Origin of the sequence: Streptomyces sp. NPDC050485 (assembly GCF_044458185.1) — a bacterium.
In the GTDB taxonomy this organism is placed as follows: Bacteria; Actinomycetota; Actinomycetes; order Streptomycetales; family Streptomycetaceae; genus Streptomyces.
In genome coordinates this window covers 347,505-360,656 of the sequence record NZ_JBITHR010000002.1, presented here as the reverse complement: position 1 = coordinate 360,656, position 13,152 = coordinate 347,505, and the positions used below count along the sequence as shown (strand labels likewise).

The 13,152-nt window shown below is 71.5% G+C and carries 13 protein-coding genes and 1 tRNA gene; 6 read left to right on the top strand and 8 right to left on the bottom strand.

The window, feature by feature from the left end; all coding sequences use genetic code 11:
- Positions 1 to 12: 12 nt before the first annotated feature.
- On the bottom strand, positions 13 to 1,155 hold the full coding sequence (locus ACIBK6_RS05315; protein ID WP_399049312.1) for an HTTM domain-containing protein: 1,143 nt from the start codon (positions 1,153 to 1,155) through the stop codon (positions 13 to 15).
- Between the two features lie 278 nt (positions 1,156 to 1,433).
- Positions 1,434 to 2,261, bottom strand: coding sequence for a DUF5819 family protein (locus tag ACIBK6_RS05310; protein ID WP_399049310.1), 828 nt, complete (start codon positions 2,259 to 2,261; stop codon positions 1,434 to 1,436).
- 135 nt (positions 2,262 to 2,396) lie between these two features.
- On the opposite strand from ACIBK6_RS05310, the gene paaA reads away from it, so the two are divergent.
- From paaA to ACIBK6_RS05280, 6 genes are all read left to right on the top strand, one after another.
- Positions 2,397 to 3,377, top strand: coding sequence for a 1,2-phenylacetyl-CoA epoxidase subunit PaaA (gene paaA, locus ACIBK6_RS05305; protein WP_399048927.1), 981 nt, complete (start codon positions 2,397 to 2,399; stop codon positions 3,375 to 3,377).
- Positions 3,374 to 3,661 (top strand): 1,2-phenylacetyl-CoA epoxidase subunit PaaB, encoded by a 288-nt coding sequence (gene paaB / locus ACIBK6_RS05300; RefSeq protein WP_399048926.1) that lies wholly within the window; start codon positions 3,374 to 3,376, stop codon positions 3,659 to 3,661. Before paaA ends, paaB begins: the two co-directional genes overlap by 4 nt.
- Positions 3,658 to 4,377 carry a 1,2-phenylacetyl-CoA epoxidase subunit PaaC gene (gene paaC, locus ACIBK6_RS05295; RefSeq protein ID WP_399048925.1) on the top strand — a complete coding sequence of 240 codons (720 nt, stop codon included), beginning with the start codon at positions 3,658 to 3,660 and terminating at the stop codon, positions 4,375 to 4,377. Before paaB ends, paaC begins: the two co-directional genes overlap by 4 nt.
- Positions 4,371 to 4,874, top strand: coding sequence for a 1,2-phenylacetyl-CoA epoxidase subunit PaaD (gene paaD / locus ACIBK6_RS05290; RefSeq protein WP_399048924.1), 504 nt, complete (start codon positions 4,371 to 4,373; stop codon positions 4,872 to 4,874). The genes paaC and paaD overlap by 7 nt, the downstream gene beginning before the upstream one ends.
- The gene (locus tag ACIBK6_RS05285; protein ID WP_399048923.1) at positions 4,875 to 5,924 is read left to right on the top strand and encodes a 2Fe-2S iron-sulfur cluster-binding protein; all 1,050 of its coding nucleotides are present in this window, start codon (positions 4,875 to 4,877) and stop codon (positions 5,922 to 5,924) included.
- A 218-nt stretch (positions 5,925 to 6,142) separates the two neighbouring features.
- Positions 6,143 to 7,285, top strand: a complete 1,143-nt coding sequence (locus tag ACIBK6_RS05280; protein WP_399049308.1) for an acyl-CoA dehydrogenase family protein — start codon at positions 6,143 to 6,145, stop codon at positions 7,283 to 7,285.
- A gap of 61 nt (positions 7,286 to 7,346) precedes the next feature.
- Here ACIBK6_RS05280 and ACIBK6_RS05275 read toward each other — a convergent pair whose 3' ends face one another.
- From ACIBK6_RS05275 to ACIBK6_RS05250, 6 genes are all read right to left on the bottom strand, one after another.
- Entirely contained in the window at positions 7,347 to 7,691 is a 345-nt protein-coding gene (locus ACIBK6_RS05275) for a rhodanese-like domain-containing protein (protein WP_399048922.1), read from the bottom strand.
- A gap of 44 nt (positions 7,692 to 7,735) precedes the next feature.
- A complete protein-coding gene (locus ACIBK6_RS05270; protein ID WP_399048921.1) occupies positions 7,736 to 8,644 on the bottom strand; it encodes a J domain-containing protein in 909 nt (302 codons plus the stop codon).
- A 176-nt stretch (positions 8,645 to 8,820) separates the two neighbouring features.
- Entirely contained in the window at positions 8,821 to 10,293 is a 1,473-nt protein-coding gene (locus tag ACIBK6_RS05265) for a DUF2252 domain-containing protein (RefSeq protein WP_399048919.1), read from the bottom strand.
- 202 nt (positions 10,294 to 10,495) lie between these two features.
- Entirely contained in the window at positions 10,496 to 11,155 is a 660-nt protein-coding gene (locus tag ACIBK6_RS05260; protein ID WP_399048917.1) for a response regulator, read from the bottom strand.
- A 48-nt stretch (positions 11,156 to 11,203) separates the two neighbouring features.
- Positions 11,204 to 12,898, bottom strand: coding sequence for a sensor histidine kinase (locus tag ACIBK6_RS05255; RefSeq protein ID WP_399048916.1), 1,695 nt, complete (start codon positions 12,896 to 12,898; stop codon positions 11,204 to 11,206).
- A 135-nt stretch (positions 12,899 to 13,033) separates the two neighbouring features.
- Positions 13,034 to 13,116, bottom strand: a tRNA-Leu gene (locus ACIBK6_RS05250).
- Positions 13,117 to 13,152: the final 36 nt, after the last annotated feature.

The following is a 13,152-nucleotide window of genomic DNA, read 5'->3' as shown; positions in this document are numbered from 1 at the left end:
GTTCGGTGCTGCTCACCCCACGAGCGTACGTGGCCGCTCGGTCTCCTCGGCCCGCTGCCGGCTCCGCTCGGGCAGCCGCACGCCCTGCCGCCACCGGCCCGCCAGGGCGCCCACCCTGCGCAGGAACGACGTCGGCAGGAACACGGCGTCCGCGGCGATCATCGCCAGCGAGAAGAACGGCAGGCCGAGCAGTACGGCGATCCCGGCGTGCTCCAGCATCATCGCCACCAGCAGCACGTTCTTGACCCGCCGATTGAAGAGCGTGAACGGGAACGCCACCTGCACCATGACCGTTCCATAAGTGAGCAGCATCACGATCACCCCGCTCGCGCCCAACAGGGAGGAGACTTCGGGCCACGGCGAGAAGTAGTCCAGCTTCAGCGGGTAGAACAGCGCGGTGCCGTCCTGCCAGCGGCTGCCCTGGATCTTGTACCAGCCGGCGGTCGCATAGATCAGGCAGACCTCCGCCATGATCACGACCATGGCCGCGTTGTGGACCAGGTTGCCGAGGACGTCCAGCAGCGCCCGCGCCTCGGCGGCCGCGAACCTGCCCGCCGCCCACCACAGCCCCTGCACGGCCCACATGCCCCAGAAGACGACCCACAGCCACCACTCACCGCCGCCGGACACCCCCGAACCGGACGTGCGCCAGGTTCCGGCCAGCAGCGCGAGGCCGCACACCGCCCACAGCACCGGACCGACCCGGTCCCTGGCCGCCCCGCGCGCGGCGCGCCGCGCATCGAGCGACCAGACCTGGGCGCACCGCGTGAAGACCAGATAGATCGCCATCAGATGGATGACGTTGTCACCGCCGTCCCCGACGAAGACGGAGCGATTCTGCAGAGACAGCACACCGATCATGAAGACGACCGACACGGTGCGGGTGCGCCAGCCCAGCATCAGGAGCGCGCTGGACACCACGGCCAGCGCGTACACAATCTCGAACCAGAGGGTGCTGCTGGACCACAGCAGCGAGGTGAAGGCATGGTTGCCCGCCACCAGCCTGCCGGCGAGGTGCCAGCTCCACGGCCCGTCGGGACCGTACAGCTCACGGCGGTGCGGCAGCTCGCGCAGCAGGAAGAACAGCCAGGTCCCGGCGAACCCGATCCGCACGACCGCGCTCTGGTACGGGCCGAGGGCCGCGGCCGAAACGATGCGTAGGGCCCGCGCGGCCGGGGTCTCGGCGGTGGTGGCGGGACGGGGCGCGGGGGTCTGCCCGGGGGCGCCGGACACGGCGTCGGCCGCACCGCCCCCGGGGTGCTGGTCGGCCGGGGGCGGGGCGGTTGCCGGGCCGCCGTGGATGTGCGAGCCCGAGGGCGGGGCGGTCGGGCCGCCGTGACCGTGGTCGTTCGCGCTCGAGGGCGGGGGGGTCGGGCCGCCGTGGTCGTTCGCGCTCGATGGAGGGGCGGTCGGGCCGCTGTGGTCGTGCGTGCTCACCGCTTCGCCTCCGTACGTGCGTCACCGGCGCCCTGGGGCAGGTCGGCCGGGGTCACCGTCCACCACGGCACGACCCGGTAGGAGGGCTGGGTGTCTATCTTCTCCTCGCTCCACGAGGGGCCCTTGACCGCCGTGGTCATGGACCTGACCTGGATCCGGTCGACGGTGCCGCCGTCGCGGTGCGCGCCGAGCCGGAGCATCACGATGCGGCGCAGGTACTGCTCGGAGAGCTCGCCGCGCAGGCCGTTCGGCTTGTTGTCGTCGCCGTGCGAACCGACGAAGAAGTCCCAGCCGCGGCGGAGTTCGTTCTGCTGGGTGTGGCTGGGCAGCGGGTTGTGGTGGATCCCGGCGCCGTCCTGGGCCGAGAAGTCGATCCAGTCGGTCGTCCTGGTCTGCCCGCTCGGCAGCCGGATCTCGGCGCGCGCCTGCACGTCGATGTTCTGCTGGAGCGGATTGGGTGCGAAGAGCTTCCAGTTCTGCTCGAACTCGGGGTACACCCAGTTGTCGACGGCCTTGCCGTACTGCTTGCTGACCGTGTTGGAGGGCGCGACGTGCAGGAACACCATCCCGATCTGGACGCAGGCGATCACCGCGATGCAGGCGAGTGCGACGGCGGCCACGACCTGGAACCGCAGGGGCAGCCCGGCGATACCGCGGGAGGAATCGGTCCCGGGGCCGGTTTCCGCCGCCGGGCCCCCGCCCGCCGGAGCGCCATGGCCCTCATCGGCGATGTCGCCGGATCCGGCCGCACCGGCCTGGACCTGCGCAAACCCCGCCCCGTCGGCCTTGCCCCCGGCTCTGGTCCCGTCCTTGTACGAATCCATCCCGCCCCGATCGGCACCCACTGAGTTATCCACAGGGTTGACACCCTACGGGCCGTCGACCCACCATTGAAGTCATTGAACCGAACGATCGGTCGGTAGGTGGATACCCGCACAGCAGCTCGGCAGGGGGCCAAAATGACCGGAGTGACCGCGACAGCCACGGCAGCCACAGGGACGGACGAGCCGTACCAGGCGGCGTTCGACGCGGCCGTCGCCGCGGACGAGCGGATCGAGCCACGCGACTGGATGCCCGAGGAGTACCGCTCCTCGCTGGTCCGCCAGATGGCGCAGCACGCCCATTCCGAGATCATCGGCATGCAGCCGGAGGCCAACTGGATCACCCGCGCCCCGTCCCTGCGCCGCAAGGCGATCCTGATGGCGAAGGTCCAGGACGAGGCTGGCCACGGGCTGTACCTGTACAGCGCGGCCGAAACCCTCGGCACCGGCCGCGAGGAGCTGCTCGACAAACTGCACTCGGGCCGCCAGAAGTACTCGTCGATCTTCAACTACCCCACCCTGACCTGGGCCGACGTCGGCGCGATCGGCTGGCTCGTGGACGGCGCGGCGATCACCAACCAGGTCCCGCTGTGCCGCTGCTCCTACGGCCCGTACGCCCGCGCGATGGTCCGCATCTGCAAGGAGGAGTCCTTCCACCAGCGGCAGGGGTACGAGCTGCTGCTCACCCTGTCCAAGGGGACACCCGAGCAGCACGCGATGGCGCAGGACGCGGTGAACCGCTGGTGGTGGCCGTCGCTGATGATGTTCGGCCCGCCCGACGACACCTCGGCGCACTCCGCGCAGTCGATGGCCTGGAAGATCAAGCGCCACTCCAACGACGAGCTGCGCCAGCGCTTCGTGGACATAGCGGCCGGCCAGGCCGAGGCCCTGGGCCTCACGCTGCCCGACCCGGAGCTGCGCTGGAACGAGGAGCGCGGCCACCACGACTTCGGCGCGATCGACTGGACGGAGTTCTGGGAGGTCCTCAAGGGCAACGGCCCCTGCAACGAGCAGCGGATCAGCCAGCGGCGCCGCGCCCACGAAGAGGGCGCCTGGGTCCGGGAAGCAGCCGCCGCCTACGCCACGAAGCAGCACCCGAACGGAGAGGCAACGGCATGAGCACGCACGACTGGCCACTCTGGGAGGTGTTCGTGCGCTCGCGCCGCGGGCTGTCCCACACCCACGCGGGAAGCCTGCACGCGCCGGACGCCGAGATGGCGCTGCGCAACGCCCGCGACCTCTACACCCGCAGGTCGGAGGGCATCTCGATCTGGGTGGTGCCGTCCACCGCGATCACCGCGTCCTCGCCGGACGAGAAGGACTCGTTCTTCGACCCGGCCGCCGACAAGCCCTATCGCCACCCGACGTTCTACGAGATCCCGGAAGGGGTGAAGCACCTGTGACGGCCATCGTCTCGGCGGACGCCGCCCTCGCCCTCGGCGACGACGCCCTGGTGCTCTCGCACCGGCTGGGCGAGTGGGCAGGCCACGCCCCCGTCCTCGAAGAGGAGGTCGCCCTGGCAAACATCGCCCTCGACCTGCTCGGACAGGCCCGGGTGCTGCTCTCCGAGGTCGGCGACGAGGACGAGCTGGCCTACCTCCGCGAGGAGCGGGCCTTCCGCAACCTCCAGCTGGTCGAGCAGCCCAACGGCGACTTCGCCCACACCATCGCCCGCCAGCTGTACTTCTCGACGTACCAGCACCTGCTGTACGGCGAACTGGCGGCAGCTGACGGCGAGTTCGCGGCCCTCGCGGCCAAGGCGGTCAAGGAGGTCGCCTACCACCGCGACCACGCCGAGCAGTGGACGCTGCGGCTCGGCGACGGCACCGAGGAGAGCCACCACCGGATGCGGCGGGCCTGCGACGCACTGTGGCGCTTCACCGGCGAAATGTTCCAGCCGGTGCCGGGCCTCGACCTCGACTGGGCCGCCCTCGAAGAGAACTGGACGCGGTCCATCGTCTCCGTGCTGAGCCGCGCGACGCTCCCCGTCCCCGAAGGCCCGCGCACCGGAGCCTGGACGGCCGGCGCCGGACGGCAGGGACTGCACACCGAACCGTTCGGGCGGATGCTCGCCGAAATGCAGCACCTGCACCGCAGCCACCCGGGGGCGTCATGGTGACCGACACGTCCCCCACCGCCCTGGAGACCGAGCTGCGGCGCCTCGCGGGCTCCGTCCCCGACCCCGAACTGCCGGTACTGACCCTTGAGGAACTCGGCGTACTGCGCGGCCTGCACATCGAAGGACCCGGCCGGGTGAGGGTCGAGCTCACGCCCACCTACACCGGCTGCCCCGCCGTCGAAGCGATGTCCTCGGACATCGAGCGCGTGCTGCACGACCACGGAATACCCGAGGTCTCGGTCGTACGGGTGCTGTCCCCCGCCTGGTCGACCGACGACATCAGCGCGGAAGGACGCCGCAAACTCGCCGAGTTCGGCATAGCACCCCCGCGGCCGCACACCGCCGAGGGCCCCGTCGCGCTCACCCTGTCGGTGCGCTGCCCGCACTGCGGATCCACCGACACCGAGCTGCTCAGCCGCTTCTCCTCCACCGCGTGCAAGGCGCTGCGCCGCTGCGTGGCGTGCCGTGAACCCTTCGACCACTTCAAGGAGTTGTAGATGTTCCATCCGCTCCGGGTCAGCGAGGTCGAGCAGCTCACGGACGACTCGGTGGCCGTCACCTTCGCCGTGCCGCCCGAGCTCCGCGAGACCTTCCGCCACCTCCCCGGCCAGCATCTCGCCCTGCGCCGCACCGTGGGCGGCGAGGAGATCCGCCGTACGTACTCGATCTGCGCGCCCGCCGTGGAAGCCCCGGCCGAGCCCGTGCTGCGGGTGGGGATCCGGCTCGTGGAGGGCGGCACGTTCTCGACGTACGCCTTCAAGGAGCTGGCCGTCGGCGACACCGTCGAGGTCATGGAGCCAATGGGCCGGTTCGTCCTCGCCCCGCGCCCGGGGCACTTCGCGGCGATCGTCGGAGGCAGCGGCATCACTCCCGTCCTGTCGATGGCGGCGACACTGCTCGCCCGCGAGCCCGAGGCGCGGTTCTGCCTGATACGCAGCGACCGCAGCGCCGCGTCGACGATGTTCCTCGAAGAGACGGCCGACCTGAAGGACCGCTACCCCGGCCGCTTCCAGCTGGTCACCGTGCTGTCCCGGGAGGAACAGCAGTCGGGGCTGCCCTCGGGCCGGCTCGACCGGGACCGGCTGACCGGGCTGCTGCCCGCGCTGCTCCCGGTGACGGACATCGACGGCTGGCTGTTGTGCGGCCCCTTCGGCCTGGTCCAGGGCGCCGAGCGGGCCCTGCGCGGGCTCGGGGTCCAGCGCAACCGGATCCATCAGGAGATCTTCCACGTGGACGGGGCACCGGCGCCGGTCGCCGCGGCCGCCCCCGCACACGCCACGCTGACCGCCACGCTGGACGGCCGCTCGGGCAACTGGCCGGTGAAGGAAGGCGAGTCCCTGCTGGAAACGGTCCTGCGGGCCCGCGCGGACGCCCCGTACGCCTGCAAGGGCGGTGTGTGCGGGACGTGCCGGGCGTTCCTGGTCAGGGGCGAGGTGCGGATGGACCGCAATTTCGCGCTGGAGCCGGAGGAGACCGAAGCGGGCTACGTACTGGCCTGCCAGTCGCACCCCGCGACCGGGGAGGTGGAGCTGGACTTCGACCGGTGAGGTACGGCGAAGGCGGGCGGGGGCGTGGCCACGAGGGCCAGCCCGCGAGGGCATGGCCGGCTCCCGAGTGCGGACGTCGGCCCATGGCGGCCGCGTACCCATTCCCATCCTGTAGAACCTGTTCTATCTTGACGGTCCGTCAGATGCAGTCGGGTGCCGGACACTTGACGCTGCCCGGCGGATCCGGACAGAACCGGTGCATGCGGGAGGACAAGACCGTGGACTTCACCTTCACCGAGGAGCAGCAGGCAGCCGTCGAGGCCGCCAAGGCGGTCTTCTCCGGCGTCGCACCCGACGCGGTACCCAGCCCCGCTCTCACCGCGGGCGCCGTCGCCGACGACTTCGACCGCGCACTGTGGGCCAAGCTCGCCGCCTCGGACCTGCTGAGCCTGGTCCTCGACGCCGAGTACGGCGGAGCAGGTCTCGACCCGGTCGCCCTGTGCCTGGTGCTGCGCGAGTCGGCGAAGGTCCTCGCCCGGGTACCGCTGCTGGAAACCAGCGCGGTCGCCATGACCGTACAGCGGTACGCACCAGGGCAGTTGGCGGACGAACTGCTGCCCGCCGTCGGCCGGGGCGAGCTCGCCTTGACCGTCGCCGCCAACGGCCGCACCGGCCACGACGGCGCCGAACTCGCCGTCACCGCACGCCGGGACGGCGACCACTGGGTGCTCGACGGCGCCCAGACCGGCGTCCCCTGGGCCCAGACCTGCGACCACATCGCCGTCCCCGCCCACACCACCGACGACCGCACCGTACTCGCCCTGGTCCCCCGCACCCACCAAGGCGTCACCCTCGCCGAACAGACCTCCACCAGCGGCGAACGGTTCGCCGAGGTCCACCTCGAAGCCGTACGCATCGACGCGCCCGCAGTCATCGCAGCGGACGGAGCCTGGGAGTGGCTGCGCGCTCTGCTCGCCACCGGGACCTGCGCCCTGGCCCTCGGCCTCGGAGCCCGGGTACTCGCCATGACCAGCCAATACACCGCAAAACGCGAGCAGTTCGGCTTCCCGGTCGCCACCTTCCAGGCCGTCGCCGTCCAGGCCGCCGACCGCTACATCGACCTGCGCGCCATGGAAGCGACCCTCTGGCAGGCCGCGTGGCGCATCAGCACCGGCGCCCAGGGAGCGCTGCCCGTCGCCGGTGACGTCTCGGTCGCGAAGATCTGGGCCTGCGAAGGCGTACGCCGCGTCGTACAGACCGCACAGCACCTGCACGGCGGCTTCGGCGCCGACACCGACTACCCGCTGCACCGCTACCACGCCTGGGCCAAACAACTGGAACTCTCACTGGGCCCGGCCGCCGCCCACGAGGAAGCCCTGGGCGACCTGCTCGCCGCCCACCCCCTCGGCCAGAGCGCGTAAGCCCCGCAAACCGCGTAAGCCGGCCAGGAAGAAAGAGGGGCGGGAGAGCTGAAGAAAGAGGCTAGATGACCGTTCCGGGCGCGCCCTGCGCGTCCACGACCTCGCGGCCCGACGCCTCCCACACCTGCATGCCGCCATCGACGTTCACCGCGTCGATCCCCTGCTGCACCAGATACTGGGTGACCTGCGCCGACCGTCCGCCGACCCGGCACACCACATACGCCCGGCGCCCGTCCGCCACCGCCTCGGTCACCTCGCCGAAGCGGGCCACGAAGTCGCTCATCGGGACATGCAGCGCGCCCTCGGCATGCCCGGCCGCCCACTCGTCGTCCTCCCGGACATCGAGCACCAGGGCATCGGCCGGCACCTCAGCGACATCCACCGAGGGCAGCTGGGCGAAATTCATGGGTCATGCCTTCTCTCGTACGAACCCGGCAGGTCACCCGAACGCTACTGCACCAGCTTCGCGAGTTCAGCCTCACGACCGGACACCTCCGCAAGCAGCTGCTCGGCGATCTCGTCGAGCAGCCGGTCCGGATCGTCCGGCGCCATCCGCAGCATCGAACCGATCGCGCTGTCCTCCAGCTCCCGGGCCAGCAGCGCGAGCAGTTCCTTGCGCCGGCTCAGCCACTCCAGCCGCGCGTACAGCTCCTCGCTCTCGCTCGGCCGCACCTCGGGCGGCACCGGACCCGCCGCCCACTCCTCGGCCAGCTCCCGCAGCAGCGCCTCGTCACCACGCCCGTACGCCGCGTTGACCCGGGCGATGAACTCGTCCCGCCGAGCCCGCTCCGCCTCGTCCTGCGCCAGATCCGGATGCGCCTTGCGCGCCAGCTCGCGGTAGAGCCGACGCACCTCCTCGCTGGGCCGCACCCGCTTGGGCGGCCGCACCGGCTGGTCGGTGAGCATCGAAGCCGCCTCGGGGGAGAGGCCGTCGGAGTCCATCCAGTCGTGGAACAGTTCATCGACCCCCGGCATCGGCTGCACCGCAGCCCGCGCCTCCCGCGCCCTGCGCAGATCCTCGGGGTCACCGCTCTGCACGGCCCTGGCCTCGGCGATCTGCGCATCCAGCTCATCGAGCCGGGCGTACATCGGGCCGAGCTTCTGATGGTGCAGCCGGGAGAAGTTCTCCACCTCGACCCGGAACGTCTCCACCGCGATCTCGAACTCGATCAGCGCCTGCTCGGCCGCCCGAACCGCCCGCTCCAACCGGGCCTCCGGCCGCTCACCCGTCCCGCCCGGCGGGCTCGCCTGCCCGGCGGGCTCGCCCAGCGGGGCCTCCGGCTCGGCCGCCGTACTCGGCGGGGCGGTCCGCGGGTCGTCGTTCCGGGCAGTCGTACCGCCGGCAGCTTCGTCCGTCACCGGTCCAGCGTACGGGCGGCGGGTCGGGGGCGGGGGCCCCTCCCCCCCTCCCCCCTCCCTCCCCCCACGGCGTCCGGCATCGATCCGGACGGCAGTAGCGCCCTGGGGCTCCGCCCTGCCCTTGCTCGGCGGACGCCGGAGGGGCGTGATGCGGGGCCGAGCCCACTGGGCTCCGCTCAAACCCCCAGCTCCGCGGCGACCCGGCCGTCGCGCACGGCGGCGGCCAGAACCGCGTGGTCGGCCTCCGTGCGGTCGGCGTAGGTCACCGCGAAGGCGGCCATCGCGTCGTCGAGCTCCTCGTTCTTTCCGCAGTACCCGGCTATCAGTCGCGGGTCGACGCTGTGCGCATGGGCCCGGGCCAGCAGCGCGCCCGTCATGCGCCCGTAGTCGTCAAGCTGCCCGACGGGAAGCGCGGCGGGGTCCACGCTGCCCTTCCTGTTCCTGAACTGCCTTACCTGGAAGGGCAGTCCGTTCACGGTCGTCCAGCCGAGCAGGATGTCGCTGACCACCTGCATCCGCTTCTGTCCGAGCACCACGCGCCGCCCCTCGTGCCCGGGTTCCGGTATCGAGAACCCGGCCCTCGGCAGGTGCGGCAGCAGAGCCGAGGGCCTGGCTTCCTTGACCTGGAGCACCAGCGGTTCACCGCGGTGATCCAGGAGCAGCACGACGTACGACCGTGTCCCGACGCTTCCCGTGCCGACCACCCGGAAGGCCACGTCGTGGATCGCATACCTGGCGAGCAGCGGAAGCCGGTCCTCCGGGAGGGTTTCCAGGTACTGCTGGAGGGCTGCGGCGACCGCGGCCGCCTCGGGGTCGGTCACCCGGCGCAGTACGGGCAGCGCGTCGACGAAGTGCCGGCTGCCGCCCTCGCCCTGCTCGGTCGCCTTGGCCGCGAAGCGTGCACTGGTGTTGTTGCGGGCTTTCTCGGAGACCCGTTCCAGGGTGCCGACGAGGTCGTGGGCGCCGGCGTGCGAGACCAGTTCCTCGTCGGCTATCGCGTTCCAGGCGTCGAGGACCGGCAGTTTCGCGAGCAGGCGCATGGTGCGGCGGTAGGACCCGACCGCGTCGAACGCCGCTGTCCGGCAGGTGTGTTCGTCGGCCCCCGCCTCACGGCCGGCCAGGACCAGTGAGGTCGCGAGCCGTTTCACGTCCCATTCCCAGGGGCCGGTCACGGTTTCGTCGAAGTCGTTCAGGTCGATGACGAGGCTGCCGCGCGCATCGCCGTACAGGCCGAAGTTCGCCGCGTGGGCGTCGCCGCATATCTGTGCGCCGACGCCGGTGACGGGTGTGCCGGCCAAGTCGTGTGCCATGAGTCCGGCGGAGCCGCGCAGGAACGCGAAGGGGCCGGCGGCCATGCGGCCCACTCGTATCGGCGTGAGCTCCGCCACCCGGCCCAGGTTGGATTCCTCCACGGCGCGCAGCGCGTCCGGCCGGTCGGCCGAGAGCAGCAGAGAATCGTGCGAGGCACGCGGCACCCGGTCCCGCAGCGCCTTCCCCGTGCTCTTCGGCGAAGCTATTTTCGGCGAAGGCGCACCCGGACCCGCGTTCGCATTCGGGCGGCGGGCGAATCCCGGGATCTCGGGGATCCGCTCCGGCCCCTCCCCGGGCCCGGTCCGCCGCGCCGGTACCAACACCTCGACTCCACCCATGGCGTGCCGCCTCCCCCGTCCTCGTACAGCACTCGCGTACAAAAGCTCTCGTACAAAGCCCTCGTACGACGTCAAGAGCTCAACTGCCCCTGACCGTACAGGCGCTGGCCGACAGCCGCCTCCCCCTGTGGATAACTCTGCGGGGCGGGCCGACCGGCCCGTCGTTTCACGTGAAACGACGTGGAGAAGGACCCGCCCCGGCCTACAGCCCGGCGTCCCGCGCGAGGAGCGCCGCCTGTACCCGGTTCTCGCAGTCCAGCTTCGCCAGGATCCGGCTGACGTACGTCTTCACCGTGGCCTCGCTCATGTGCAGCCGCTTCCCGGCGTCCGCGTTCGACAGCCCTTCGCCGAGCAGTGACAGCACATCGCGCTCGCGCTCGGAGAGCACGCCGACCCGGCGTCGTGCCTCTTCGGCGCGGGCCGCGGCCCGGCCGGTGGCGAGCTGGTCCACGACGTGCCGGGTGGCGCCGGGTGACAGATAGGCGTCGCCCGCCGCGGCGGCCCGTACCGCCCGGATCAGTTCTGCGGGCGCGGTGTCCTTGAGCAGGAATCCCGCGCCGCCGTGTTCCAGGGCGCGCAGGACGTTCTCCCGTTCCCCGAACGTCGTGAGGATGATCACTCTCGCCGCCGGTACGGTCCTGCGGAGCTCGGCCAGGGCGCTCAGACCATCCATCTCCGGCATCTGGATGTCGAGCAGCACCACGTCCACGGCGTGCGAGCGGGCCAGTTCGACCGCTTCCCGGCCGTTGGTGGCCTCCGCGACGACGTCGATCGCCGCGTCCGAGGTGAGGATCATGCGGATCCCGGCCCGGATGAGGGGTTCGTCGTCGGCGATCACGACCCTGATGCGTGGTCCCGTCACACCCAAATCCTGTCCTGTCCGCCGCTGCGCCGCCCCCGGGGGCCGCCGCTAGCGCGCCACGTCGTACGACTTCTTCTCGATCAGCTTGCCGTCCTTGAAGCAGAACCGGAACACCGGCTCGGTCTTGAGACCCTCACCGGTATCGGAGGACATCAGCACCAGGCACCGGGAGCCTTCCGGTTCGGCGGGGCCCTTGCCCGCGAGGCCGGAGGTCAGCACGGTGTCGCCGCTCGGCAGCTGCTCGCGGACCTGCGCTTCGGACGCGCCGACCTTGACCTTGTCGTACTGGGACGGGTCGATCATGCCCTTCTCGGCCGATCCGGCGAGCAGGAACAGCCCGACGACGGCCGCGATGACGAGGAGCACCACCGCCCCCACCGCGATTCCGCATCCCAGCGCGACGCCGCCGCCCCTGCTCCTGCCGCTCATGCCCAGCTCCTTCTCCGCGATGTTCCAGTCCACGACCGGACCACCGTCGCCGAGCAGCAGGGCGGGCGACTGCTGCCGGAAGTCGTCGCCGGTGGCTACGAACGTCGCTGCGTCGGCCGCCCCGTACGGCAGGACGCCCGCCACGCGGAAGCCGCCGTCGTCGGTGGGGCCGGCGTGCACCATGCCGCCGACGAGCCGGGCCCGCTCGTGCAGTCCGGTCAGTCCCTGGCCGCCGCTGACCACTTCGCCGGCCTGGTCGGCGGCGGCGCGGTCGACCACGCCGTTGACGACCTCTACGACGAAGGAGTCCGGTTCGTAGCGCAGTTCCACGCTGATCGGGGCGCCCGGCGCGTGCTTGTACGCGTTGGTCAGGGCTTCCTGGACGATGCGGTAGGCGGCGTGGTCACCGGCTGCGGCCAGCGGCCGGGGCTCGCCGCTGCCGCGCAGTTCGACGGTGTTTCCGGCGGCGCGGGCGGCCGCCACCAGCGCCTCGATGCCGGCGGTGCCGCGGGATGCGGGCTGGGCTCCGTCCGGCGCGGCGGGTGCTTCGATGCCGTCCCGCAGGATGCCGACGACTTCGCGCAGTTCGTGCATGGCGGAGACCGAGGCCTGCCGCAGCACGCCGACCGCCTCGCGCTGGCGGCCGGTCAGTTCCGGGTCGACTTCCAGGGCGCCGGTGTGCACGGAGATCAGGGCCAGCTGGTGGCCGAGGCTGTCGTGCATGTCCTGGGCGATGCGCTGGCGTTCGCGCAGCCGCGCCTGGCCCGCGACCATGGCGCGCTCGCGCAGCAGTTGGGCGTTGTGTTCCTGCATGGCGCGCAGCAGGGTGCGCCGTTGCGACCAGTACCGGCTGGTGAGGCCGGGCACGACGGCCGCCGCCAGGAAGAACAGGGTGCCGAAGATGCCCATCAGGATCGGCTGTGCGATGGGCCACAGTGTGGTGACGCCGACCACCAGGTAGACGAGGAACGCGCCGGTGAAGGCGGCCAGGGCCCGTCCGGCGCCGATGATGTGCCGCCCCGCCGACCAGGCCGCGATCAGCAGCAGCGGGGCGGTCTCACCCGCCAGCATGGTCAGGGCGGCCGCCGCGAGCAGCACGCTCGCGGGCAGTGAACGGCGCAGCAGCGACAGCGCGGCGACACCGGCGGCGACGGCCCCGGCCCGCAGCGGGCCGCCGCTGAGCAGTCCGGTCCCGCCGGCCATCAGGGCCAGCGCGAGCGCGAGCGCGGCCTCGCCGGTGATCCGGCGCCGCGACCAGGGCTCGGGCCCCTTCAGCAGGCGCCATCCGGACCGGACCCTCGATGACACATCCACGCCCGCACCCTAGACAGCGGGATCCCTCCCCGGCGGCTCTCTTTCGTCGCGCCCCGCCACGACAAAAGTCGCGCAGGCTCCTGGACATACGAAGGAAGCCCCGCAGATCCGAGGATCTGCGGGGCTTCCGACTTGTGCGCGAGGGGGGATTTGAACCCCCACGTCCCGAAGGACACTGGCACCTGAAGCCAGCGCGTCTGCCGTTCCGCCACTCGCGCAAGAGTGGTGTGCTGGGCTCTCTTACTTTTCGGTGC

Bases quoted from the DNA above. Each gene is read 5' to 3' on its own strand.
- ACIBK6_RS05310 (WP_399049310.1), bottom strand. From the start codon at position 2,261: ATGGATTCGTACAAGGACGGGACCAGAGCCGGGGGCAAGGCCGACGGG.
- paaD (WP_399048924.1), top strand. From the start codon at position 4,371: ATGGTGACCGACACGTCCCCCACCGCCCTGGAGACCGAGCTGCGGCGC.
- paaA (WP_399048927.1), top strand. From the start codon at position 2,397: ATGACCGGAGTGACCGCGACAGCCACGGCAGCCACAGGGACGGACGAG.
- paaB (WP_399048926.1), top strand. From the start codon at position 3,374: ATGAGCACGCACGACTGGCCACTCTGGGAGGTGTTCGTGCGCTCGCGC.
- ACIBK6_RS05275 (WP_399048922.1), bottom strand. From the start codon at position 7,691: ATGAATTTCGCCCAGCTGCCCTCGGTGGATGTCGCTGAGGTGCCGGCC.
- ACIBK6_RS05285 (WP_399048923.1), top strand. From the start codon at position 4,875: ATGTTCCATCCGCTCCGGGTCAGCGAGGTCGAGCAGCTCACGGACGAC.
- ACIBK6_RS05265 (WP_399048919.1), bottom strand. From the start codon at position 10,293: ATGGGTGGAGTCGAGGTGTTGGTACCGGCGCGGCGGACCGGGCCCGGG.